This is a genomic window from Vibrio sp. YMD68 (assembly GCF_029958905.1).
In the GTDB taxonomy this organism is placed as follows: domain Bacteria; phylum Pseudomonadota; class Gammaproteobacteria; order Enterobacterales; family Vibrionaceae; genus Vibrio.
Window position 1 is genome coordinate 724359 of the sequence record NZ_CP124614.1, and the last position, 20781, is coordinate 745139.

The 20781-nt window shown below is 42.8% G+C and carries 18 protein-coding genes and 1 other RNA gene; 9 read left to right on the plus strand and 10 right to left on the minus strand.

What is annotated here, in order from left to right; all coding sequences use genetic code 11:
* Positions 1 to 134 precede the first annotated feature (134 nt).
* Entirely contained in the window at positions 135 to 1403 is a 1269-nt protein-coding gene (locus QF117_RS09455; RefSeq protein ID WP_282388674.1) for an O-acetylhomoserine aminocarboxypropyltransferase/cysteine synthase, read from the plus strand.
* A 159-nt stretch (positions 1404 to 1562) separates the two neighbouring features.
* Here QF117_RS09455 and QF117_RS09460 read toward each other — a convergent pair whose 3' ends face one another.
* On the minus strand, positions 1563 to 2105 hold the full coding sequence (locus tag QF117_RS09460) for a hypothetical protein (RefSeq protein ID WP_282388675.1): 543 nt from the start codon (positions 2103 to 2105) through the stop codon (positions 1563 to 1565).
* A 536-nt stretch (positions 2106 to 2641) separates the two neighbouring features.
* Between QF117_RS09460 and hflX the strand changes: the two genes are divergently transcribed.
* Positions 2642 to 3985 (plus strand): GTPase HflX, encoded by a 1344-nt coding sequence (gene hflX / locus QF117_RS09465; protein ID WP_282388676.1) that lies wholly within the window; start codon positions 2642 to 2644, stop codon positions 3983 to 3985.
* Positions 3986 to 4212: 227 nt separating this feature from the next.
* Here hflX and QF117_RS09470 read toward each other — a convergent pair whose 3' ends face one another.
* The 3 genes from QF117_RS09470 to hipB form a co-directional block, all read right to left on the minus strand.
* Positions 4213 to 5532 (minus strand): MBL fold metallo-hydrolase, encoded by a 1320-nt coding sequence (locus QF117_RS09470; protein ID WP_282388677.1) that lies wholly within the window; start codon positions 5530 to 5532, stop codon positions 4213 to 4215.
* A 488-nt stretch (positions 5533 to 6020) separates the two neighbouring features.
* Entirely contained in the window at positions 6021 to 7322 is a 1302-nt protein-coding gene (locus QF117_RS09475) for a type II toxin-antitoxin system HipA family toxin (protein ID WP_282388678.1), read from the minus strand.
* Complete coding sequence (gene hipB, locus QF117_RS09480) at positions 7322 to 7570, minus strand: type II toxin-antitoxin system antitoxin HipB (protein WP_282388679.1); 249 nt, start codon at positions 7568 to 7570, stop codon at positions 7322 to 7324. Before hipB ends, QF117_RS09475 begins: the two co-directional genes overlap by 1 nt.
* 1133 nt (positions 7571 to 8703) lie before the next feature.
* Between hipB and QF117_RS09485 the strand changes: the two genes are divergently transcribed.
* Positions 8704 to 9033 carry a helix-turn-helix transcriptional regulator gene (locus tag QF117_RS09485; RefSeq protein ID WP_282388680.1) on the plus strand — a complete coding sequence of 110 codons (330 nt, stop codon included), beginning with the start codon at positions 8704 to 8706 and terminating at the stop codon, positions 9031 to 9033.
* Positions 9030 to 10289, plus strand: a complete 1260-nt coding sequence (locus QF117_RS09490; protein ID WP_282388681.1) for a type II toxin-antitoxin system HipA family toxin — start codon at positions 9030 to 9032, stop codon at positions 10287 to 10289. Before QF117_RS09485 ends, QF117_RS09490 begins: the two co-directional genes overlap by 4 nt.
* 398 nt (positions 10290 to 10687) lie before the next feature.
* On the opposite strand, the gene ssrA is transcribed toward QF117_RS09490, so the two are convergent.
* Positions 10688 to 11054, minus strand: a transfer-messenger RNA (tmRNA) gene (ssrA, locus tag QF117_RS09495).
* A 66-nt stretch (positions 11055 to 11120) separates the two neighbouring features.
* Positions 11121 to 11603 carry an SsrA-binding protein SmpB gene (gene smpB / locus QF117_RS09500; protein WP_017034182.1) on the minus strand — a complete coding sequence of 161 codons (483 nt, stop codon included), beginning with the start codon at positions 11601 to 11603 and terminating at the stop codon, positions 11121 to 11123.
* Positions 11604 to 11718: 115 nt separating this feature from the next.
* On the opposite strand from smpB, the gene QF117_RS09505 reads away from it, so the two are divergent.
* Together QF117_RS09505 and QF117_RS09510 are read left to right on the plus strand one after the other, a co-directional pair.
* Complete coding sequence (locus QF117_RS09505) at positions 11719 to 12162, plus strand: SRPBCC family protein (RefSeq protein ID WP_282388682.1); 444 nt, start codon at positions 11719 to 11721, stop codon at positions 12160 to 12162.
* The gene (locus QF117_RS09510) at positions 12152 to 12460 is read left to right on the plus strand and encodes an RnfH family protein (protein WP_026026567.1); all 309 of its coding nucleotides are present in this window, start codon (positions 12152 to 12154) and stop codon (positions 12458 to 12460) included. The genes QF117_RS09505 and QF117_RS09510 overlap by 11 nt, the downstream gene beginning before the upstream one ends.
* Before the next feature lie 160 nt (positions 12461 to 12620).
* Here QF117_RS09510 and bamE read toward each other — a convergent pair whose 3' ends face one another.
* The 3 genes from bamE to nadK all read right to left on the minus strand — a co-directional run bounded on the left by bamE (position 12621) and on the right by nadK (position 15830).
* Positions 12621 to 12980, minus strand: a complete 360-nt coding sequence (gene bamE / locus QF117_RS09515) for an outer membrane protein assembly factor BamE (protein ID WP_282388683.1) — start codon at positions 12978 to 12980, stop codon at positions 12621 to 12623.
* 183 nt (positions 12981 to 13163) lie between these two features.
* Complete coding sequence (gene recN, locus QF117_RS09520; RefSeq protein ID WP_282388684.1) at positions 13164 to 14828, minus strand: DNA repair protein RecN; 1665 nt, start codon at positions 14826 to 14828, stop codon at positions 13164 to 13166.
* Between the two features lie 117 nt (positions 14829 to 14945).
* On the minus strand, positions 14946 to 15830 hold the full coding sequence (gene nadK / locus QF117_RS09525) for an NAD(+) kinase (protein ID WP_017034187.1): 885 nt from the start codon (positions 15828 to 15830) through the stop codon (positions 14946 to 14948).
* A 140-nt stretch (positions 15831 to 15970) separates the two neighbouring features.
* Here nadK and grpE point away from each other — a divergent pair, with 140 nt between their 5' ends.
* From grpE to dnaJ, 3 genes are all read left to right on the plus strand, one after another.
* Positions 15971 to 16573 carry a nucleotide exchange factor GrpE gene (grpE, locus tag QF117_RS09530; protein ID WP_017034188.1) on the plus strand — a complete coding sequence of 201 codons (603 nt, stop codon included), beginning with the start codon at positions 15971 to 15973 and terminating at the stop codon, positions 16571 to 16573.
* A 236-nt stretch (positions 16574 to 16809) separates the two neighbouring features.
* The gene (gene dnaK, locus QF117_RS09535; protein WP_282388685.1) at positions 16810 to 18729 is read left to right on the plus strand and encodes a molecular chaperone DnaK; all 1920 of its coding nucleotides are present in this window, start codon (positions 16810 to 16812) and stop codon (positions 18727 to 18729) included.
* Positions 18730 to 19017: 288 nt separating this feature from the next.
* A complete protein-coding gene (dnaJ, locus tag QF117_RS09540; protein ID WP_282388687.1) occupies positions 19018 to 20166 on the plus strand; it encodes a molecular chaperone DnaJ in 1149 nt (382 codons plus the stop codon).
* Positions 20167 to 20325: 159 nt separating this feature from the next.
* Here dnaJ and QF117_RS09545 read toward each other — a convergent pair whose 3' ends face one another.
* Entirely contained in the window at positions 20326 to 20754 is a 429-nt protein-coding gene (locus tag QF117_RS09545; protein ID WP_282388688.1) for a type IV pilin protein, read from the minus strand.
* Positions 20755 to 20781: the final 27 nt, after the last annotated feature.

Consider the following 20781-nt stretch of genomic DNA (forward strand, 5'->3'; position numbering starts at 1 on the left):
GATAAATAGATTAATGAATAGAAGTCGATTGATGAAGAGATCTTTATCAATGTGTGATGGCGCATTCTTTCATATGGATAATCTTGTGTGTCATGATGGTCGAACAAAAAAACGACAACATTCAAGGAAGAGAAATGAAAGACGAAACCCTTTCCATCCATTTTGGTTATGATACCGACCCAACAACAAAATCGGTGGCAACGCCTATTTATCAAACCGTCGCGTACGAATTTGACAGCGCTCAACATGGCGCTGATTTATTCAACCTTGAAGTTCCAGGGAATATCTACACGCGAATCATGAACCCAACCAATGATGTGCTGGAAAAACGAATGGCAGCGTTAGAGGGCGGCATTGCGGGTCTTGCGGTGAGCGCAGGAAGTGCCGCTATCAATTATGCCATCCAAACTTTGGCTGAGGGAGGCGACAATATCGTTTCTACGCCACAGTTATACGGTGGGACATACACGTTGTTTGCTCATATGCTGCCAAAGCAAGGCATTGAGGTTCGATTCGCCAAAGACGATAAACCAGAAAGTCTGGCCGAACTGATTGATGAAAATACCAAAGCGGTCTATTGCGAAAGTATCGGTAACCCTGCGGGGAACATTATTGATTTAGAACGCATCGCAGAACTTGCCCATGCGCAGGGGGTTCCAGTGGTGGTTGATAACACGGTGGCAACGCCAGTATTGTGCAAACCCATCGACTTTGGTGCTGATATTGTGGTGCACTCTCTCACCAAATACGTGGGTGGGCATGGAACCACATTAGGTGGCATGATTGTCGATTCAGGCAAGTTTCCTTGGGCTGAGCATAAAGAACGTTTCCCTGTATTTAATACACCAGAAGCGTCTTATCATGGTGTTGTTTATACTGAAGCGTTTGGCGAAGCCGCATTCATCGGTAGAGCTCGCACAGTGCCGCTACGCAATACTGGGGCGGCCCTGTCTCCAATGAATGCGTTTATGTTGATGCAAGGCTTAGAAACATTATCACTGCGTATGGAGCGTCATACTGAGAACGCATTGAAAGTGGCAGAATATTTAAGTCAGCACGAGAAAGTCAGCTGGGTAAGTTATGCCGGTCTTCCTACCTCGTCTTACTTTCCGCTCGCAGAGAAGTACATGAATGGGAAGCCTTCGGCGATTCTTTCGTTTGGCTTAAAAGATGGCTATGACGCGGGGGTTCGTTTTTATGACGCACTTGAGATATTTAAGCGCCTAGTGAATATCGGCGATGCTAAATCCTTGGCTTGTCATCCTGCATCAACGACTCATCGTCAATTGAGCGAACAAGAACAAAAACAAGCGGGCGTTTCGCCGGAAATGATCCGTTTATCCGTCGGTATTGAACATATCGATGATATTCTTGCGGATCTTGAGCAAGCCTTAAATGCCTAAATGAACGGGCGTTAATAAGGAAACCGTGCGAATAGCACATAGCGAAAAATAAGAAATATTGAGTAGTTGAGAGAAAGCCAGAACCATGTGTTCTGGCTTTACCATTCATCTGAGCGCGTATGTTATTCCCGTTCAGGGTTAAAATGTTTGTCTTGTTTGTTACTCTTCTAGCCAGCGTTGTACTTCTATTTCATCGGCCTTAAATTGGTTTGCAAAGTGCTCGAGTAAAGCGGCTAAGTTGCTACCGTTATCAACGATCGTATTCATGACACGTTGAGGGCTAACCTCAATATCACACCCTTTTGGAACGGCCTCTGTTGCAATGACCACTGGAACAATAAATCTGTCCTCGCACTGTGAGTGGTGTTTTTTTAAAGTCATTGCGATCTCCTCAGCTAGGTCGATATCTTCTGCTTTGTATTCCCTTTCCCCGATTCGAAACACAACAACAAAGACCAAGCCGCGATACAACATAATCATGTTTGCTTTGGGGTGCATGTCAGACACTTGATATTCAAACACGACTTGCCCTGCAAGATGAAGGAGCTCTTTCAATTGCAACTGGACGACCCTGATCATTTCAGACATATCCGCGGGTAAAGAGTGCTCAATATCTAAAGCAAGCGTTTCTTTATCCGCAAGAGAAAAATTATAAAAAGAAGCAGAGTAGAGATACGAAGAACAGAGTGTGCGGGAAGACATAAGGAAGAGTACCGATATTATTGTGATCTTATTGTGAGCTTAGTTCGACATCGCGGGTGCCAGTGTGGGTAAGCTCCCTCATTGACTTGTTAGACTAGCATAGAAACGATAGGTGTGGGGAGGTTTAAAAGGGATTGGCCCATGGCAACCCAATCGACTGTTCTTTGAGGTTTTATATTCTGGCGTTGATATTAAATGTTTTATTTCAATGGGTTAGTATTTTTGGTTGTCGGGTGTTTTTTTGTTCATAAAATTGGTGAGGTAGCTTTGGGTTATCCATGTGCCAAATGAAATTAGAGTGTCGATAATACTTCGATATAGAGAGAAAGCCGAGAGCAAATCGGTTTTTGTCATTACTAGAAAAATGGTTACTCGGAAAAGCAATTGGTTAATTTAAATTATTGATTTATAGGAAATTTAAATTATATATCCATTTACTATTCCATTGCCCTATAAAGCGCATCGATAACAGCGTAGGATCACACTACTTTAGACAAAAACTAGGTTTGCATTTCGGTGCACGATCATCAAAAAATATGAAACTAACAGCAAAACCATCGCTTAATCACGCTTTACTCATCTCTATTTGCACGCCCAAATTTAAAGGAGATGAGGCGGCAGAATCACTAGCAGAACTTGCTCGTTTAGTGACAACCCTAGGGTTTAAAGTGGTCGGCACACAGTCTCAAAAGCAAAGTTCGACTCAAGGGCTTAATGTACTTGGTTTAGGTAAATTGGCGGAAATTGCGCACCTTACGGGCAATAAAGGCTCAATAGGAGAAGAAGACCAAGAAATTGAAGAGCTGTTTGATGAGACGGATTTTGACGATCTTCCCTCAGAAAACCTGCCACTCTCTAGCGCTGATGTGGTTGTTTTTGATTGCGATTTGACACCATCTCAACTGCGTAATGTAGAGAATCAACTGGGCGTAGAAGTGTTTGACCGTACGGGCATCATCATTGAAATTTTTAGCCGTCATGCTCGCACTCGTACGGCACGTTTACAGGTGGAGATAGCCCGTCTTAATTATTTAGTGCCACGACTTCGTGAGTCATTAACGGGTGATAACGAACGTCAAATGGGCAAAGGGGCTGGTGAAACCTCGTTAGAGTTGGATCGCCGTAAAGTACGTGATCAATTGGCAGACCTAAGACGTGAACTGGTCAGCGTGCAATCTGAACTGAAAGGCCGCCGAAAACAGCGTGCGGAACTGTTTAGTGTGGCATTAGTGGGATACACCAATGCGGGCAAGTCATCGATGATGCGCGCCATTACAGGCAGTGAAGTATCAGGAGAAGATAAACTCTTTGCTACGCTTGATACGACTGTGCGCGCGTTACACCCGATCACACAACCCCGTATTCTGGTATCCGATACCGTCGGGTTTATTAAAAAATTACCGCACGACCTCGTTGCTTCATTCCATTCCACTTTAGCTGAGGCTCATGATGCATCGTTACTGCTTTATGTGGTTGACGCCTCAGACGCATCATTCCGTGCTCAGCTTGATGTTGTGCACGAGGTTCTTGGTGAAGTCGGTGTTGATGGCATTGAAAAGCTATTGGTACTGAATAAATCCGATCAGCTTAGCGAAGAACAGAAGCAAGCGCTGATGGAAGAGTTTCCGGATGCCATGATGACGTCAACACGTAACCCGCTTGATATTGCGAAGCTACACAAGTATATCGTCAGTGTGGCTGAAAATGAGATGATTGAAGACGAAATCATTGTGCCTTATACCGCGAAAGGCATTGTTGGTGAAATTCGTTCAAGCATGAGTGTCACGAATGAAGAGTACGAATACGACCATATAAAGCTGACTGTACGCTCGAACCCAATTGATCTGGCCAGACTTAAAAAGAAAATGCTGAATTTATAAAAAACCATGTCGCAAAAAATGCCGCAAAAAGCCTAACGTATCAATAACAACATGACGTTAGGCGTTTTTCTTTCTCACTCTTTTCATTCTTGCTCTTTTCTTTCTCACTGAGTCGATAGAGAGTTGCGATAAAAGCGGGTAAAAGAAAGGGGATTAACGGATGAGATCAAAACCGTTCCTAAGATCATTCACTTGCCGATGAAATGAATCTAATCAGTTGAATTAAATCATTTTATGACAGTGAACCCTTTTTTGATTAACTCACTTGAAAACCGTTCTTTTGCTTTTGGTTCCCCATGTATCAAATGAATGTTTTTTGGCGGAGGTGATATCCCTTCAATGAAGGTTAACAAATCAGCTTTATCAGCATGAGCCGAGTAACCCGACATACTGTGCACCTGGGCGTTAACTGTAATGGCCTCATCATCAATCAACACTGAGCGCTTATTATTTTGAATATCGCTCCCTAATGTCCCCTTCGCCTGGTAACCCGCTAAAATGACGTCTGTTCGCTTATCGGGTAGCAGTGCTTTAAGGTAATCCATAATTCTTCCCCCTTGGCACATACCTGAAGCAGCCACAACGATCGCGGGTTCTCCTGTCGATTGTAGCCTGTTAACCAAACGCTGATGGCTGCGATGGTCTTCAACGGTAATACATTGTTCAAAAGCGAGTGGGTGACGGTGTGTTTGTAACCGTTCTTTGGCTTCTTGGCCCCACAGCTGCTTAAAGCGACGATACGAATCTGTGACCTTTTGAGCCATTGGTGAATCAAGAATGATAGGAATATTAATATCAATCTGGTGCGTATAAATGAGCTGCTCAATATCAAACAGCAACTCCTGAGTTCGACCTACGCTAAAAGCGGGGATCAGAATGGCTCCACCATCGTTGAGAGAACGGTCGATAATGGCTTTCAGTCGCTCAGAGCGGGTACTGATGTTCTCGTGCGTGGCATTACCATAGGTGGTTTCAATCAATAGGTGATCGGCGCGTTGCGGGGAAACTGGGTCAGGTAAAAGAGGGGTATTGTTCGGCCCTAAATCACCAGAAAACACAATAACCTCTTGGTTGGGTAGGCGGACCTCTATATAGGCAGATCCAAGAATATGCCCAGCTTGCTGGAATCGAGCCACTAGCCCGTTAGGGTTTTCTTTCGTGATCGGGAACCATTGATTGTATTTTTGCGGGCATAGCAGTCGACGCAGATGATTAAGCACCAGTTCGGTTTTTTTTTGTGTTAACCCCAGTTGCAGTTTTAAGCTGTCTTCAAGCATTAATGGCACCAGTTCTGCGGTCGCGTCACTGCAATAAATAGGCTTATTAAATTGTGTGGCAAGTAACCAGGGCAAGCGGCCAATATGGTCGATGTGAGAGTGGGTAAGCAGTAATGCATCGAGATGCAACGTCGTAAACTCAATATCAAGTGGGCGTGTGTCAGCCCCTTGAAACAATCCACAGTCGATGAGAATGGATTGTTCATTGGCTCTTAGTTCATGGCAAGAACCGGTAATGGTATCTTTGCCGCCGTGATGTATGATTTCCATAATCCACTCCCCAATTAACGCCATCATCAACGATTCATTACTGTGCCTCTGGAGCGATATAAATACAAAGTCTGGTCCGATTAATGCGATGAAAAGGAGAATACATAACTAGCGTATTACTTGATTGCATGGATTTTTTGGCTAACGACGCAATGCTAACGGATTCAATGCCGGTGACAATATACTTGTGGCCATTTGTTGCAGATCTCAGCGTAAAATATCCGGAATCAATGGTTCTTCTTGTTTCACCACATTGGCCGGGCTGGCGGGAGTTGAATGGTTGTATCAAATACCAACACAAGGCTTTAGAGTTAATATTTTAATTTAGTGTTACTTCAGATGTTACATCAAAATCCTGCTTAAAAAGGAACTGAACTCCCGTCTTTATATGTAATTTAGCTATAAATTCCCACTCGGATATAGCTATATATTCTATAGTTCAGCGAAGTCTCCCTATAGCTCATTGCATCAAAGATACTTTCTGAATATTAAATCTTCGAAAGTAACTTTGTCGCATTTTCAAAAATTGAATCTGAAATCTTCTCAGGGAAATCTTCAGGTAGCTTTGCTTTTACTTGTAAGATTGCTTCGGGGAACTCATCTTTTAGCTCATTCAATATCTCTTGCATCTTATCTTGGCTGAAATTTACAGCTTTAGCAGTATCTAGAAAGTGGCGAGGTAAGATTTTGTTAATTTCATACTTTTTCCCTCTAGTCGCTTTGAGTCCCATTGCTAGCTTGAGTTTTCTAATATTCAGACCTCGACCACCCAGAAGCGGATATGCTGATAAAATATCGTAGAATGGAGTTAAACGATAACTCCCTCCCTTCTCAATATAAATAGAATAGTTTTTAGCATGCCCATCGGTTGCCCCTATAATCCACTGAAAAACTTGAAACTTCATGAAGTTATACTGATCTTCCAGAGCATTACTTGAACCCATGAGTAGCTTCATTATTTCCGAAATACCAGGGCCACCTTGAGATTCGTACTTGATTGATGATGGCATACCAAATACTTGGCACATGTCTTCTTGAGGTAGACGGAGTAAGTTAGCTTTATCTTTAGTCCAGCGTCTATCGAATCGCTCTACAGCTAAAGCTTTCTGGTTATCATTTTTGATCATGTGGACATTGGGAACTGCAAACCCTAGTGCTTTAGCTAACTCGATGCAAAGGTACTCATTTTCAACACTGTCTTGAAGATCTAATGTTGTGTTTGCTTGTTGTATTTCACCAATTGGTAGTTTGATGCTATGAGTTGTTGGAGTATTACCTTTAGGGATACACCACTGTTCATCAACGGATAGGAGTGCTGTTTTTTCTTGAGCACCAGCCACTGATATTCTGAAATCTTCTTCTTCTTCAACCATTCCGAGTGGGATATCGGATTTGTAAGCTGAGAGCACGGCATCCAACTTTATATCATCTAAGACTTGGTAATTGAGTGGTTCATTTTTGTAAGGTTGCTCAGGAGAAATTAATGCAATAGCTCCGACACAATCTTTACCAACTTCTTTGAGAAGATCGAATGGCTGCTTAGATGAAGCTTTACAACGAGCTACGATCCTATCTCTTACCTTTGGGCTATCAGGTAAAAGGTTGTCGAAGTAGTTGATGACTGAGTCTGAAGCTATAGGTGGCAGTTGTAATTTTAGAGACAATGATAGTGGTCGGGACTTGTCACTGGTTACCCAGGTCTTATCATACTGAAAAGTATGAGCACCATTCTTCTGTTTGTTGAGAGTCCCTACGAGTTCTCCGTTCATGTATGCGTTTAGTTTTTGCATTACCAGTTCTCATCATCTTGGCTATCTTGTGAACTTACTTGTGCTTTTTCCTGGATGCTCAGTGTCAGTTCCATTGCCTGGATAAGTTTGAAGAAAGTCGAAAGTGTTGTCTTATCAGGACTATTTTCGAAGTTTGAGATAGTTGCTTGCTTTATGCCTACCCTTTTGGACAACTCTGATTGAGTCCAGCCGTTCTTTTGCCTTATTAGGAGCATCATGTCAGCGAGTTGCTTTGGACTATATATCATTTATTCCAACCCTCTATAGATTTAAGTTGCGACTTTACATCTCTCATTATCCTCTAGTGAGGATATGGCAAAGTATATCCCTTGGTGGGGATATTTTCCACCATATCCCCACAAGGGTATTTTACAATTGATATCCCTTTGTGGGGGTATTGGATGGTATGGTGAGACATAGGGAGCATCGGGTTCTATTCATTTTTTTAGTTTGTTCATAAAAAATGAACAGGGGAATAAATGAACACTTGAGGTGTTTTTATCTCGGAGAGACCTCGCTAGCATTGTAGTGGAACTCACGGTGCTTTCGGACGTTTGTAGGGTAGTGTCTTAAAGCCTGTTTAACAGACTCAGCTTCAGCTCTTCGTATGTTCTTCAGATTCGATTTATTTATGAGACTTAAAATCGTGGTGCATTGAGCCTTTAGGCTATCTGCGGTTTTTGGGGAGACTTGGTCTAGCTTATATAGTTAAAACTTTTCGAGTATTGAAAATGGGCATGTATCGGGTTTTGTCGCTTTCTTTTCTATGGCTGGTGGCTTTGACACTGACCAAAGTTCATTCCGTGAGAGCTGGCCCATCACTTTCTTTCTAATGGATAGCTCTAACTCAAGGGCTAAAAGCTTAGCTTCGTGCTTACAAGATGTCTTAAGCGATCTCTTTATTTCAGATCTGTTTTCAAATAGAGAACGTTGTTGGCGAGGAAGCTGATATCGGAAATCCCCGTTACCTGATTTTGATAAAGTCAAATATCGCATGTTTAGTACCAATTTTTAGTACAAAACTGCAAAAACTCATAGCTTAGAAGTAAAAAGGGATATGAATCAAAGGTTTACCACTATTCCCAAACGTTTGGCCGGGCTGGCATAAGTTGATCTGGCTTTTTAACTGTATGTTTTAATTTAAATTGATTTGATTTCCATTGATGTACCTTCCGGTGTACCCATTAGTTACGGTTACCCCCATTTTCCACCTAAATAGGGTGCATTTCCTCAGAATCTAATTCTCTCATTGATCTCAATGGAACAACCCCTGAGTTGTTCAGAATGCCAATTACAACTTTAAAGTTGTTTAAAGGTGTATTTACAACTAATATGTTGTTTATAGTGACTGGTACAACGATAGAGTTGTTTGAGGTGTGCAGTGAAGAATATTGATGAAATTGCAGCGCTGCTCATTGAGCAGCGTAAAAATCAGGGTATCGAGCAAAAAGATATGTACATGCGAATCGGCATGAAGCAACAACAGTATCAACGCATTGAAGCGGGTAGTGACGTAAAGCTATCGACCTTGCTCAGAGTACTGGAAGGGCTGGATTTAGAGCTTTCTATTGTTCCTAAGGGAGGTAAAGCGGCCCCTTCCCTCGGCGAGAGGATATCAGATAGCCAAAGTGAATTTGGCAAAGATAAAGGTGATCTAGAAGATGACTCTGATGATCTTGGTTTTTGGTTCAACTCAGAGGATAACTCATGAGTAAGCAGATCGAGAAAGTAGAAGGCTTAAATATCCAACTACACGGTATCGATGTTGCTGTCATTGCACATTATGCTGGTGGGAAAAACATACTGACCTTCAACCCCGAATTTGTTGCGGTGCCAGTTGATAAAAGGCCTGTTTTTACCTTGAGGCAACTGCGCGATCCAGGCTATTTAAGTAAACCTCAGATTCGGACCGATAAGATCCCGCCTGTATTATCCAATTTGTTACCAGAGGGAGCATTGAGAGAGTTGACAGCCAAAGCGCTCCAATGCCACGTAAACAACGAATTTTCACTCCTTGCCTATTTAGGCTCTAACTTGCCAGGAGCACTAATCGCTAAGCCGATAAAAGCGGGTGATGTATCCAATTGGGCGCTGGAGCAGCGATTATCGACAGAACCTCAACAAATTAATGTTAGACATGCCAATACCAAATTTTCATTGGCAGGCGTACAGATGAAGTTTTCCTCGTCACATCTAGATGGCCGATACCATATCGACCAGGAGATTTCGAAGGATATGTGGATTATTAAAACCCCATCCACCGTACACAAAGGTGTACCCGTCAATGAATATACCTGCATGAAACTGGCTGAGGCGGCGGGGGCAGAGATACCTGAAATACGGCTAATTGAACTGGAAGAGCTTGAGGGGTTACCCAGTATTAAATTACCGGATGAGCAATATGCCTATGGCATCAAGCGATTCGACCGTAGTGCCGAGGGGCGTATCCATACTGAAGATTTTGCTCAAGTATTCGGCCTTTACCCTTCGGACAAATATCAACGGATTAATTATGAACAACTAGGTAACGTGCTCTATCAATCTAGCTCTGAACGATTGAAAGACATTCAGCAGATGGCAAGACGGTTACTGATTAACATCTTGCTAGGAAACGGCGATGCACACCTCAAAAACTGGACGTTGATTTATAGTGATGCTTACTCCCCACGCTTATCACCCCTTTATGACGTGGTATTCACCTCTCCGTATATAGAAAATGACAGCCTTGCGCTGAACATGGTAGGAATCAAGCAATGGTTTGAAATCACCATGAAACACTTTGAAGTGTGGGCTGAGAAATCCGGAGCACCGTGGGTTGCGATTAAGCCACACCTGATTGATGTGATGAACCAGGCTCGAAAAAACTGGCCTGATTTGTTGCAAGAGCTTCCCATGGAGGAAGGGCAAAAAGACGCACTAAAGAAACACTGGGGCAAGTTGAGTGATGACTTCAGAATTCCCCTGTAGACGAAAAAAGAGAACTAGATGAGCAAGTTACTTAAGCTAAAAAGATTTTTTACACTGTAGGAGGCTGGGATATATCTCAGTAGTGCCTTTGAAGAAGATGTATCAGTGTCGGACATTTACTCTTTTGCACTAAACCGACATTTAATCCTGTCTGTCAAGTTTAACAGCGGATTAGAGGCATCTCCTGGGTATACATGTGCTGAGTCAGAGCTACTGATGCTCAAAAAGTGGCCTGTGGATGGCGGGGATTTGGAATCTAAATGAGCAAATTCCGTTTTTACTTAGGTTTGCAAATAGCGCATGTTTTAGTACCTACGTTCAGTACAAAACGGTTAAAATAATATGTATCAATACAAAAAGGGCGATAACTCAATGAGTTACCGCCCTTTCCAAACGTTTGGTGGAGCTGGCGGGAGTTGAACCCGCGTCCAAAAATCATTCATCATTGGTACTACATGCTTAGTCGATCTTTAAATTCACCAAGTACCTGCGAACCGACACGCTAGTAAATGACTATCCTGAATTAAATTTCGAACTTCATCTCTCAGGCGGGAGAATCCGATCTAGCTAGTTTGGGTTTGACTCTCTGTTATTCCCCGTCTTACAAGCGGAAGCTAGGGCAGAAAGGCTCTCAACAGGTTATTAAGCTGCTAGTGCGTAGTTTTCGTCGTTTGCGACTATTTTTTTGCGGCTTTTAACGTGGCCAACCGCCCCACGGCATGCACCTCAGACTTCAAAATTCTTGTCGAATCCTAAATCAGCCCCAAGTGTTATTCGCATAGTACCAGAAAAGCATTGGCTGTCTAGCACTGTGCGTTTAAGTGCTCAAGATTAACGCAAATTACTCTTCATAATCCGTGCTTTATCGCGAGCCCAGTCTTTTTCTTTCATATCAGTACGTTTATCGTGCAGTTTCTTACCTTTCGCAACACCAATCTTTAGCTTCACCCAAGAGCGAGACCAATAGAGTGCAGTAGCGACCAGTGTCATGCCTTCACGGTTGATACGACCAATAAGGTTATCGAGTTCTTTACGAGAGAGAAGTAGCTTACGTATACGAGTTGGGTTAGCAACAACGTGAGTAGAAGCTTGAGTTAATGGTGTGATTGTCATACCACTTACAAACGCTTCACCATCACGAATATAGACATAGCTTTCTGCAATGTTGGTTTTACCTTCACGCAGAGATTTTACTTCCCAGCCTTGTAGCTCCAAGCCGGCTTCAATTTCATCATCAATGAAATATTCGTGGCGAGCTTTTTTGTTGAGAGCGATGGTATTGCTACCCGCTTTATTCTTTGATTTCTTTGCCATAGTGCCTGCATTATACGGCTTGGATTTCGGTTAGGAAATCCTTTATTTGCTCTAAGAGAGAATAAACGTAGAATTACAGTAATGAATGATTATGTAAAGCAGTACCGGAGTTAACATGAAACAAGTGAGTCGTTCAGCATTGGTCTCTTTCAGTGCTGAGCAGATGTACGCATTGGTTAATGATGTTGCCAGCTATCCTGAGTTTTTGCCGGGGTGTTCAGGTGCGAAGGTGATTGAATCTTCTCAAGTGAGCATGGTGGCGTCTGTTGATGTGTCTAAAGCCGGAATCAGTAAAACGTTCACCACATTAAATCAGTTAACGGATGGTCAAGCTATCATGATGAGCTTGGTTGATGGCCCTTTTCGTTCGCTAACGGGTGGGTGGCATTTTACCCCTCTGGATGATAGCGCCTGTAAGGTCGAGCTTAAATTAGAATTTGAATTCTCGAGCAAGATGGTTGAGTTGGCTTTTGGTAAAATTTTTAGCGAGTTAACCAACAACATGGTGAGTTCGTTTACCAAGCGTGCAAAACAGGTGTATGGGTGTTATGAGTATTGAATCTGAGATGATCCACGTTGAAGTTGTTTATGCTCTGCCTCAGGAGCAGAGAGTTTTTACGCTTGTGGTAAATAAGTCATTAAGTGTGGAAGAGATCATTGTTCAATCTGGTGTATTGTCACTTTACCCAGAGATTGATTTGAAAAAGAATAAGGTGGGCGTGTTTAGCCGTAATGTGAAGCTTGATGCGACCGTGCAGGATAAAGACCGTATCGAAATCTATCGCCCCTTACTTGCTGATCCAAAAGAGATTCGCCGTAAAAGAGCGGAACAAGCCAAGCTAGAAAAGAGTAAATAAAGCTGAAAATTACCGATGTGTGAGTGACGGTTGCCATATTCTCTCAGTGAGGAATTAAGGCTTTATCTCGTGGGGTCTTAGTTTGATGAAAAAAATGGCCCGTATTCGTACGAGCCATTTTTATATTGTTTAAATATAAATCATCAGTAGACATTACAATCTAGTTGATACTTTCGAAAAACTGCTCACTCGCTGGGTAATCGCCAACAATATCAACAAGTGTTCCTGATGGATCAAAATTGACCACGAGGTTTTGTTGAACAGGATCTTTGTGGCCCTCAGTCAAATGGTAGATGTAGTACCAAGTGTCTGGGTAACCATTTTCAATCAGCATCGGTGAGCCCATCACATAGCGTACTTGCTCTTTTGTCATACCAAACTTGAGTTGGTCTACGGACTCTTGTTCTACGTAATTGCCTTGGTTAATGTCAATTCGATAAACAAGTTTTTCTAGTACTGAACAACCCGTTAGCATTGTCATAGCTAGGGGGACGATGACTAACCATTTTTTAAACTGCATATTTTCTTTCTTTGCAAATGAACATTAAACTGCGGTGATAATAAACAACCTCGGCACAGAAGTAAAAAACTCCTTTTCCTTCGAAGTGTTTCAGACCGCGAATTTAGAGATAGGTTGCAAAGAATGCTCAAATGAGATTGAAAAAGGAACTTTTTTAGCTTGGTAATTAAGCTTTTTCAATCATTATGCCGCTATTAGTAATTCTTTTGCATTCGCTAAAGTCGATTGGGTAATCTCGCTACCACCAAGCAGTCTTGCTAACTCAGCTATTCGTTCATCACCATTAAGCTGGTGCATTTTCGTTTCTGTTTTCCCTGATTTGGTTGCTTTCGCTACAAACAATTGTTGATGACCGCACCCTGCAACCTGTGGAAGGTGGGTGACACACAGAACCTGAGTAGATTGGCCTAATGTTCTTAGCATTCTTCCTACAACCGCCGCCGTTGGGCCACTAATCCCGACATCCACTTCATCGAAAATCAAGCTTGGAGTCTCTACTTTTTGTGCTGTGATGACCTGAATCGCGAGAGAGATTCGTGATAGTTCACCACCTGATGCAACTTTGGCTATTGGCTGTAACGGTTGGCCGGGATTGGTTGATACCAAGAAACAGATTGCATCCATACCCAGTGGGGAAGGGTGCGTGACCTCATAATCGACCGAAATCTTGAATTGAGCTTTTTCCATACTCAGTTCATGCATACTTTGAGTTATAAGCTTATTGAGCTCTTTGGCGTATCGACAACGTGACTTGCTCAGTTTTTCTGACGTTGTAATGAACGCCTGGAAATGCGCATCGACATCTTTTTTTAATTCTTCAAATTTTTCATCAGAACAATCCAGTGCTTCGATCTGTGACAATAAGTCTTGATGGTGCTGGTAAAGCTCTTCCGGCATGACATTGTGCTTACGGGCGATGGAAATGATTTTTGAAAAGCGAGATTCAACAAACGCCATTCTAGAAGGATCCATGTCAATGCTATCGAGATAGTGACGCAGCTCATTATTGACTTCTTCGATCTGAATCGTTGCTTCTGCCACCATGTTAGGTAATTCAACCAACTTGCTATCTAATTCGGCGAGTTGAATCAAAGCGCTGTTTGCCAGTTGTAAAACACTGAGGGCGTTAACTTCTTCACCTTCGTAAATCAGTTCGATTGCTTGTTGGCAAGTTGAAGCCAGTTCACCACTGTTCGACAGGCGTTTGTGTTCCTGCTCTAAGGTACTGAATTCGTCTTCAGTAATCGCGAGTTCATTCAGTTCTTTTATTTGATATTCGAGCAGCTGTTTTTGTGCTTGATTTTGCAGGCTATTTTCTTTGAGTTGTTTGAGTAAGTTATCGGATTGTCGCCATTTTTGATAAGCATTACGTGTATTTTTTAGTAGGTTGTGGTGCCCAGCATATTGATCGAGCATCGCCATTTGATGATCGCTTTTCATCAGTTGATGATGAGCATGTTGACCATGGATGTTGATCAGAAGTTGGCTTAACGATTTTAGTTGAGATAGAGGTACAGGGCTGCCGTTGATGAAGGCTCTTGAACGACCCTCTTTGGTAATGGTACGACGTAAAATACAGTCGTTTCCGTCGAGTAGGTCGTTGTCTTCAAGCCAACGTGAAGCGAGTAAGTTATTGTCCAATAAAAAGGCGGCGCTAACTTCGGTTTTTTCTTCACCCTGTCGAACCATTCCGGCTTCAGCTCGACCTCCAAGACATAAGCCGAGAGCATCGATAGCAATGGATTTGCCCGCGCCAGTTTCGCCAGTAATGCTTGTCATCCCTTTCGAGAGTTCGAGCTGCAAAGATTTAACGATAGCAAAGTTGTTTACACTTAAATGAGCCAGCATTTTATTTACCTGTACAATTGAACAATACTGTATAAGAAAACAGTATATACTGTTTCTTTGTACAGTAAAGTTGTGCAGATAAATTATTTGTCGGTAGTGGCTAGATTGTGAGCAAAATCAAAATAGTTTACTTGACCAACCGAGCTTGTTTCTTAACACATGATAGTAGCTGTAATCTTTAGGGTGAATCAGTTTTAGCGCCGTAGGGCTTTGATAAATATGGATTTCATCACCAGGAGAAACCGGTAACGATATTTGGCCGTCACAGCTGACTTCTTGCGTGCCACGATTGTCAGGAGAGACAATGAGCTTAATTCGTCGATTGCCATCAACCACTAATGGGCGACTGGATAAGGTGTGGGGAAACATGGGGACTAAGCTGATCGCGTTTAAGCTTGGTGAAAGAATTGGCCCGCCCCCCGATAATGAGTAGGCCGTCGAGCCCGTTGGTGTGGAAATAATTAAACCGTCAGAACGTAGAGAAAACGCAAATTTGTCATCAATATAGACTTCAAATTCGATCATGTGAGCAACTTGCCCTGGGTGAAGAACGGCCTCATTGAGCGCTGAATTATGGCTTTTTACCTGCCCATGACGATGTATTTCTGCTTCCAGTAAAAATCGGTCTTCGATGAGGTATTCACCGTTAAGAACGCCAAGCAATCCACCTTGAAAGTTGTCGGGGTCTAAATCGGTCAGAAAGCCCAAATTACCTCGATTGACGCCGATAACGTATATGTCGAAGCGAGACAACACTCGCGCAGCGCCAAGCATATTACCGTCACCGCCTACGACGATGGCAAGGTCTGCCTTTTTGCCCAGTTCAATGAGGCTTGAGAAGTTTTCTTTAGGGATATCATCAAGAATGTCGCATAAACGATCGTCAATAAAGACGTGGTAACCTTCAGCGGTTAGCCATAGATAGAGCTCTTTATGTGTTTGTATTGCTTGTTGATCTCGAGGTTTTCCGATGATCGCAATCACTTCAAAGCATTTTTTCATAGGTTTTCCAGACTAATTGGGCTTGATTCAAGAATCTTCATCCCCATAATAAGGGCAAGTCACCTTTTTATGCGAATTTTTGTGCCTTAAGAGAGTAATAAAGAGTTTAGGCGCACGTTATATTAAATTCTGGAGATATCATGAGCAACGAAGAAAACAAAATGAACGAAGAACAATTAAAGCAAACTGAAAACACAGAGCGAGATGCTGATGTTGTTGGAAGCGATGCTGATATCGAATGGAACGAAGAAGTACAAGTCGATGAACAGGAAGCGAAAATAGCGCAACTTGAAGCGGCATTGCTGACTAGCGAAGCTAGAATTGAAGAGCAAAAGGATTCAGTACTTCGTGCTAAAGCGGAAGTCGAGAACATGCGTCGTCGAACTGAAATCGAAATCGATAAAGCGCGTAAATTTGCCGTTAATAAATTTGCTGAAGAATTGTTGCCAGTGATCGACAACCTTGAACGCGCAATTCAAGCTGCTGATGCAGAAAACGAAGTGATTAAGCCAATCCTTGAAGGTATCGAGCTCACGCATAAGTCTTTCCAAGATGCACTGACGAAGAATGGCCTTAAGGAAATTAACCCTGAAGGTGAAGCCTTTAATCCAGAAATGCATCAGGCGATGTCTATCCAAGAAAGCCCAGATCACGAATCAAATAGTGTGATGTTTGTTATGCAAAAAGGTTACGAACTCAATGGTCGAGTGATTCGCCCGGCAATGGTGATGGTCGCTAAATAACATCCACAGTTTTTGGATAAAAGATAAAGAGAAGCCGTTGCTTCTCTTTTTTATGCGAGAAATTAACGTAACTTTTTTTTCATTTCCCCTTGAAAAGAATTTTGCCGCCCTTATCTATGGTTCATACAAAAACAAAGATTATATTTTTGTTTATTCGTAAGGGTTGAAAGCCCACTATTTATCCCCCACATAGGGGATATAGAAAATCTAAATAGAATTAATTCGGAGATCGCCTGATGGGTAAAATCATTGGTATTGACTTAGGTACTACTAACTCTTGTGTTGCTGTTTTAGACGGTGACAAGCCACGTGTAATCGAAAATGCAGAAGGTGAGCGTACAACTGCTTCAGTTATCGCATACACTGACGGCGAAACGCTAGTAGGTCAGCCTGCAAAACGTCAAGCGGTAACTAACCCAACAAACACTTTATTTGCTATCAAGCGTTTGATTGGTCGTCGTTTTGAAGACGAAGAAGTACAACGCGACATCAAAATCATGCCATTCAAAATTGTTAAGGCTGATAACGGTGATGCTTGGGTTGAAGCGCAAGGCCAAAAAATGGCTGCTCCTCAAGTTTCTGCTGAAGTATTGAAGAAAATGAAAAAAACCGCTGAGGATTTCCTTGGTGAAGAAGTCACTGGTGCAGTCGTTACTGTTCCTGCTTACTTTAACGATGCACAGCGTCAAGCAACGAAAGATGCTGGCCGTATTGCTGGTCTTGATGTTAAACGTATCATCAACGAACCAACAGCTGCGGCATTGGCTTACGGTCTAGACAAAAAAGGCGGCGACCGCACTATCGCTGTTTATGACTTAGGTGGTGGTACTTTCGATATCTCTATTATTGAGATCGACGAAGTTGAAGGTGAAAAGACATTTGAAGTACTAGCAACTAATGGTGATACTCACCTAGGTGGCGAAGACTTTGATAACCGTCTAATCAACTACCTAGTTGACGAATTCAAAAAAGAGCAAGGCATTGATCTTAAGACCGATCCTCTTGCTATGCAACGTGTTAAAGAAGCGGCAGAGAAAGCGAAAATTGAACTGTCTTCAGCACAGCAAACTGACGTAAACCTTCCTTACGTAACGGCTGATGCAACAGGTCCTAAGCACATGAACGTTAAAGTGACACGTTCTAAGCTAGAGTCTCTTGTTGAAGACCTAGTACAGCGTTCTCTTGAGCCTCTTAAAGTTGCTCTAGCTGATGCAGACCTGTCAGTAGGTGACATCGATGATGTTATCCTAGTGGGTGGTCAAACACGTATGCCTATGGTTCAAGCTAAAGTAACAGAATTCTTTGGTAAAGAACCTCGTAAAGATGTGAACCCTGATGAAGCGGTTGCAATGGGTGCGGCTGTACAAGGTGGTGTTCTTGCTGGTGACGTTAAAGACGTTCTTCTTTTAGATGTTACTCCTCTATCTTTCGGTATCGAAACGATGGGTGGCGTAATGACTAAGCTAATTGAGAAAAACACAACGATTCCTACTAAAGCGGATCAAGTGTTCTCAACCGCTGAAGACAACCAAAATGCAGTAACTATCCACGTTCTTCAAGGTGAGCGTAAGCAAGCGACTTACAACAAGTCTCTTGGTCAGTTCAACCTAGAAGGCATCCAACCAGCACCACGTGGCATGCCACAAATCGAAGTAACATTCGACCTAGATGCTGATGGTATCCTGAACGTATCTGCTAAAGATAAAGCAACGGGTAAAGAGCAGAAGATCACTATCCAAGCATCAGGCGGTTTGTCTGAGGAAGAGATCGAGAAAATGGTACAAGAGGCTGAAGCTAACAAAGAAGAGGACAAAAAGTTCGAAGAGTTAGTGACGACTCGTAACCAAGCTGACCAAATGATTCACGGTACTCGCAAACAAGTTGAAGAAGCGGGTGAAGCTTTACCTGCTGAAGATAAAGAGAAGATCGAAGCGGCTATTACTGCACTAGAAGCCGTTAAGTCTGGTGATGATAAAGAAGCGATCGATGCTAAAGTTCAAGAACTTATGCAAGCAGCTCAAAAACTGATGGAAATTGCTCAACAACAAGCTCAAGCACAGCAAGCCGCTGGCGCAGAAGCGGGTGATCAGCAATCAAATCAAGATGACGATGTTGTCGACGCTGAGTTTGAAGAAGTTAAAGAAGACAAAAAATAATTTCGTCGCAGAGTAGCCTGATTTCCTTATCGGAAGTGCTCACCTACCACTACCATTGTAGGCTCAGCGCTTCCTCCTAGAGTTCAAGCTACTTGCTTAGAAATTGTCTCAAAGACTTATTAGTACGGGCGTCAGAGGTAACTCTCACGCCCGTAAATTTGTATTTAGACTTGTCGATCTAGCTAATAGCTTTATTTGATATTTTAATAACAGAACTTTTATCTAGATTGATACATAGACTACTCAAGTGACTATTTGGTAGTAGCAATTATTTTGGTGACCTAGAACATGTCAAAACGTGATTTTTACGAAGTATTAGGCGTAGGCCGCGATGCATCAGAGCGCGATATTAAAAAAGCGTACAAACGCTTAGCAATGAAATTTCATCCCGATCGAAATCAGGGTGATGACAGCGCACCAGAAAAATTTAAAGAAGTCAAAGTAGCGTACGAAATCCTAACTGACCCTCAAAAGAAGGCGGCTTATGATCAGTATGGTCATGCGGCGTTTGAGCAAGGTGGAATGGGCGGCGGCGGTGGCTTCGGTGGCGGTCAAGGCGACTTCGGTGATATCTTCGGTGATGTGTTTGGCGATATCTTCGGTGGCGGTCGTCGTGGTGGTGGTGGCGGTCAACGTGCTCAACGTGGATCAGACCTTCGTTACAACATGGAACTGTCGTTAGAAGAAGCGGTTCGTGGTGTGTCTAAAGAAATCGAGATTCCAACACTGGTTCATTGTGACTCATGTGATGGAAGTGGCGCTAAAAAAGGTTCATCTCCAGAAACGTGTGGCACGTGTCATGGTCATGGTCAAGTTCAAATGCGTCAGGGTTTCTTTGCTGTACAGCAAACCTGTCCGACTTGTCACGGCAAGGGTAAGATCATTAAAGACCCTTGTAACTCTTGTCATGGACAAGGGCGTAAGCAAAAGACGAAGACACTGAATGTTAAAATCCCATCTGGTGTAGATACCGGAGATCGCATTCGTCTTTCAGGCGAAGGTGAAGCGGGAGATATGGGCGCACCGGCTGGTGACCTATATGTACAAGTACACGTAAAAGAACACAATATTTTTGAGCGTGATGGTAACAACCTTTACTGTGAAGTGCCGGTTAGCTTTGCAATGGCCGCGCTTGGTGGTGAAGTTGAAGTTCCAACACTGGACGGTCGAGTTAACCTAAAAGTGCCAGAAGAGACGCAAACTGGTCGCATGTTCCGTATGCGTGGCAAAGGCGTGAAAGGTGTTCGCGGCGGTGGTGTTGGTGATCTACTGGTTAAACTGGTCGTTGAGACACCAGTGAAATTAAGTTCACGTCAAAAAGAGTTACTCAAAGAATTTGAAGAGTCTTGTGGTGGTGATGCGGCTAATAAGCATAAACCAAAATCTGAAGGCTTCTTTAATGGTGTTAAAAAGTTCTTTGACGATCTGACAAGCTAAGTAACGTGTTGAAAAGAAAGGGTGTGCTAATCTAGCATGCCCTTTTTTATGTCAATTTATCCTGCCTATTTACACTAATCTTACGGCATTTTATTGTTTGAAGATTTAGCCGATATATTCATGCCTTTCTTACCTGCATCACTCTTACCTGTATCACTCTTACCAACAATCACTCGGGGCGGTTTCACCTTTCGCGTTAAGCGTCATCTTGTGGTCGCTTGATAGACAAGCATCGTTCGTTTGTCCTTTATCCGTTTGCGCTGTTGCCGTAATGGTATAGGTCGAGGTCGAGGAGCTAACGACTGAAAACAGGTACCGTTCACCACTACTCTCACAAACCGTGCAGGTCCCCGCCGAAATAATACTGCTCCAGCTATAAGTTCCCACATACCCTTCTTCAAGCAATAGTTGTATTCGCATCATATCCATTTTTGCTGCCGTTCTGTGCGCTTCGATTACATGAGAAGTGTAACTAGGGTAAGCGATCGCCGATAAGATGGCGATGATGGCAACTGTGAATAATAACTCGATCAGTGTCATCCCAACCTGTCGATTTTTGTATAGGTTACAGCTAATTATTCGAATCATTACGTGTTGTCCTTATATATTCTCCTC

Coding starts and splice junctions, on each gene's coding strand:
- bamE (WP_282388683.1), bottom strand. CDS start 12,980: ATGCAGTTTAAAAAATGGTTAGTCATCGTCCCCCTAGCTATGACAATG.
- hflX (WP_282388676.1), top strand. CDS start 2,642: ATGAAACTAACAGCAAAACCATCGCTTAATCACGCTTTACTCATCTCT.
- QF117_RS09470 (WP_282388677.1), bottom strand. CDS start 5,532: ATGGAAATCATACATCACGGCGGCAAAGATACCATTACCGGTTCTTGC.
- nadK (WP_017034187.1), bottom strand. CDS start 15,830: ATGAAAAAATGCTTTGAAGTGATTGCGATCATCGGAAAACCTCGAGAT.
- recN (WP_282388684.1), bottom strand. CDS start 14,828: ATGCTGGCTCATTTAAGTGTAAACAACTTTGCTATCGTTAAATCTTTG.
- QF117_RS09460 (WP_282388675.1), bottom strand. CDS start 2,105: ATGTCTTCCCGCACACTCTGTTCTTCGTATCTCTACTCTGCTTCTTTT.
- QF117_RS09505 (WP_282388682.1), top strand. CDS start 11,719: ATGAAACAAGTGAGTCGTTCAGCATTGGTCTCTTTCAGTGCTGAGCAG.
- dnaK (WP_282388685.1), top strand. CDS start 16,810: ATGGGTAAAATCATTGGTATTGACTTAGGTACTACTAACTCTTGTGTT.
- dnaJ (WP_282388687.1), top strand. CDS start 19,018: ATGTCAAAACGTGATTTTTACGAAGTATTAGGCGTAGGCCGCGATGCA.
- smpB (WP_017034182.1), bottom strand. CDS start 11,603: ATGGCAAAGAAATCAAAGAATAAAGCGGGTAGCAATACCATCGCTCTC.
- QF117_RS09490 (WP_282388681.1), top strand. CDS start 9,030: ATGAGTAAGCAGATCGAGAAAGTAGAAGGCTTAAATATCCAACTACAC.
- QF117_RS09455 (WP_282388674.1), top strand. CDS start 135: ATGAAAGACGAAACCCTTTCCATCCATTTTGGTTATGATACCGACCCA.
- QF117_RS09475 (WP_282388678.1), bottom strand. CDS start 7,322: ATGCAAAAACTAAACGCATACATGAACGGAGAACTCGTAGGGACTCTC.
- grpE (WP_017034188.1), top strand. CDS start 15,971: ATGAGCAACGAAGAAAACAAAATGAACGAAGAACAATTAAAGCAAACT.
- hipB (WP_282388679.1), bottom strand. CDS start 7,570: ATGATATATAGTCCAAAGCAACTCGCTGACATGATGCTCCTAATAAGG.
- QF117_RS09545 (WP_282388688.1), bottom strand. CDS start 20,754: ATGATTCGAATAATTAGCTGTAACCTATACAAAAATCGACAGGTTGGG.
- QF117_RS09510 (WP_026026567.1), top strand. CDS start 12,152: ATGAGTATTGAATCTGAGATGATCCACGTTGAAGTTGTTTATGCTCTG.